Here is a 2,160-nt window from a genome sequence, read left to right as displayed (position 1 = left end):
TATCACTGCGCCTTTATAAACGCGATTGTTCCCCCAGTTCGGTCTAACTCTGTAAATCCACGCCTGGTTATGTTCCGCTCCAACTCTCGCGCTTCGGCATGACCCGTCAACTTGGGGTGGAACTCGATAATCAGCTTTTCAAATAGCTCAAAATGGTTCGGCGGAATGCTCGTTTCGGCACCTTCGATATCCATGATCAAGACATTTGGCTTGAACGGAAGGTCTGAAATGATTGTCGGGATTGAGAGCATAGGTACGGTGAGCCGTTCAGCTTCGTTGTCCCGACGTAGTGCGCTGGATGACCAGAAATTCTGGCTGATACCGAAACTGATAGAGCCGTCGGATGGACCGACAGCGACGGTCTTGAGAACGGGCAGGCTGATCCTATTGAGGCGAAAATTCTCCCTCATGGATGCCTCCAGACGCGGGTTTGCCTCAACCATGCAGTAGTCTTCGATGCCGATGTCGATCATGCAGTTCAACGCCATGAAGCCGATCGCGCTACCGGCCTCCAGAACCTTGTCGTGGCGACTCAAAAAGCGCGAAGCCAGAGCCGCATCTTGATCCTCGTAACCTCTGGCCATCACGTACCGCATGCGGCGGGAGACGGTATCCAAAGACAGGGTGATGTTCCGGACTGTTACCGTTCTTCTGCCGGCGGTAAGAATTTCAAAGCCAACATCGCGCACGTTCCGGATAGCTTCCAAGATCATCTCGGCTCCTTACGAGCTGGAATCAGCAGCCGAAAGTAAACGCGCCGGCCCTGCCTCTGGCAAGGTGCGTGACTCATATCCAGGGCTTGCCCGATTCAAGGTCTTCTCCGATTGCGGACTCCTGATCATCGCATCGCTCTGCACATCGACTGAAGCGCCCGCGTTTTCCCGCCTCGCATTTCCTTGACCGTGAGGTTCCTCCGACGGTCTCCCCGACCATAGTTCAATCACGAAAGGAACCACCATGGACCGCAACTTCGCGCGGGCGCTTGCGCTTGTTCTCAAATCGGAAGGCGGGTGGTCGGACAATCCGGCTGATCCCGGCGGCGCCACCATGAAGGGCGTGACGCTTGCCAGCTTCCGTCGTTATGTGAAGGCCGACGCGACGAAGGCGGATCTGCGTGCGATCAGCGACGCGCAGGTCGCCACCGTCTATCGCCGCTTCTACTGGGACGCTGTGCTCGGCGCCGAATTGCCCGATGGCGTCGACCACGCTGTGTTCGATTTCGCCGTCAACAGCGGGCCTGGCCGGGCGGCCATATATTTGCAGGCGGCCGTCGGCGTTGCGCAGGACGGGCGGATCGGACCGGTCACCGTCGCGGCGGCCAAGGCAAAGCCGGCCGGTGTGACCATCGATGCGCTTTGCGATGCGCGGCTGGCGTTCCTCAAGCGGTTGCCGACATGGGCAACATTCGGTCGCGGCTGGTCCGATCGGGTCAGGTCGGTGCGGGTTCAGGCCCTGCTGATGTCGGCGCAGCGCCCCGCGGCGCCGGTGACCGCGTCGCCGCCGCCCAGGGTCGAAACATCGCCCAATGGGGCGTCGTCGATCCAGCCCGTGCCGCCGGCGCCCGGCGGCAAGGCGGCTGCCGCGGCCGGCATCCTCGTTCTCCTGGCCGGAGCGCTCGCTGCCTTCCGGCATCAGGTCGCCGCTCTTTTCGGGAGCCTGTTTCGATGAGATGGTTCAACACCAATGCGCTGCACAATCTCCTCAACACGCTGATCGCCATCATCTGCGGCGGCGCGCTCGCCGGCTTCGACTGGACGCTGCTCGGCGTGAGCGACCGCACTGCGCTTCAGATCAGCGGCGCCATTGCCCTTGCCAAGATCATCATCAACGCGGTGCGTGACGGGCCGCGCGGCATGGTCGCGCCGCCGGCCAGGGAGACATGAGATGGGAACACTCGCCCTCGCGCTGCTTGGCCAGGCCTGGCCGTATCTTCTGGCAATTGGCGCCGCGCTTGCCTGTGCCTGGACAGCCTATGCCAAGGGCAAGGCCAGCCAGAAGGCCAGGCAGGATGCCGCCGACGCCGCGGCGCGCACCGAAGCCCAGAAGATCGACGATGCCGTCGCCGGCCGGGCGCCGGACGACAACAGGGGGAGGCTGGCCAGATGGTCAAAATCATAGCGCTCTCGCTGCTGCTGGCCGGCTGCACCACATCAGGCGGGT

General features: G+C 62.1%; 4 protein-coding genes. 3 read left to right on the top strand and 1 reads right to left on the bottom strand.

Translation table 11 applies throughout. The features are described 5' to 3' along the window. Window positions 1-2 precede the first annotated feature (2 nt). Window positions 3-713, bottom strand: coding sequence for an FkbM family methyltransferase (locus EOC06_RS28695; protein ID WP_128309390.1), 711 nt, complete (start codon window positions 711-713; stop codon window positions 3-5). 244 nt (window positions 714-957) lie between these two features. On the opposite strand from EOC06_RS28695, the gene EOC06_RS28690 reads away from it, so the two are divergent. Genes EOC06_RS28690 through EOC06_RS28680 form a run of 3 tightly spaced genes read left to right on the top strand, consistent with a single transcriptional unit; the run spans window position 958 to window position 2,118 of the window. Next, window positions 958-1,668: a glycoside hydrolase family 108 protein gene (locus tag EOC06_RS28690; RefSeq protein WP_128309389.1), complete on the top strand. Its 711-nt coding sequence runs from the start codon at window positions 958-960 to the stop codon at window positions 1,666-1,668. Then, complete coding sequence (locus EOC06_RS28685) at window positions 1,665-1,883, top strand: hypothetical protein (protein WP_128309388.1); 219 nt, start codon at window positions 1,665-1,667, stop codon at window positions 1,881-1,883. The genes EOC06_RS28690 and EOC06_RS28685 overlap by 4 nt, the downstream gene beginning before the upstream one ends. A gap of 1 nt (window position 1,884) precedes the next feature. Beyond that, window positions 1,885-2,118, top strand: coding sequence for a hypothetical protein (locus EOC06_RS28680; protein WP_128309387.1), 234 nt, complete (start codon window positions 1,885-1,887; stop codon window positions 2,116-2,118). Window positions 2,119-2,160: the final 42 nt, after the last annotated feature.

Source organism: Mesorhizobium sp. M7A.F.Ca.MR.362.00.0.0, from assembly GCF_004023175.1.
Taxonomy (GTDB): domain Bacteria; phylum Pseudomonadota; class Alphaproteobacteria; order Rhizobiales; family Rhizobiaceae; genus Mesorhizobium.
This window is presented reverse-complemented; position numbering and strand designations above follow the sequence as displayed.

What these genes read in the sequence shown, in the direction of transcription:
- EOC06_RS28695 (WP_128309390.1), bottom strand. Translation starts at nt 713, where the DNA reads ATGATCTTGGAAGCTATCCGGAACGTGCGCGATGTTGGCTTTGAAATT.
- EOC06_RS28690 (WP_128309389.1), top strand. Translation starts at nt 958, where the DNA reads ATGGACCGCAACTTCGCGCGGGCGCTTGCGCTTGTTCTCAAATCGGAA.
- EOC06_RS28685 (WP_128309388.1), top strand. Translation starts at nt 1,665, where the DNA reads ATGAGATGGTTCAACACCAATGCGCTGCACAATCTCCTCAACACGCTG.
- EOC06_RS28680 (WP_128309387.1), top strand. Translation starts at nt 1,885, where the DNA reads ATGGGAACACTCGCCCTCGCGCTGCTTGGCCAGGCCTGGCCGTATCTT.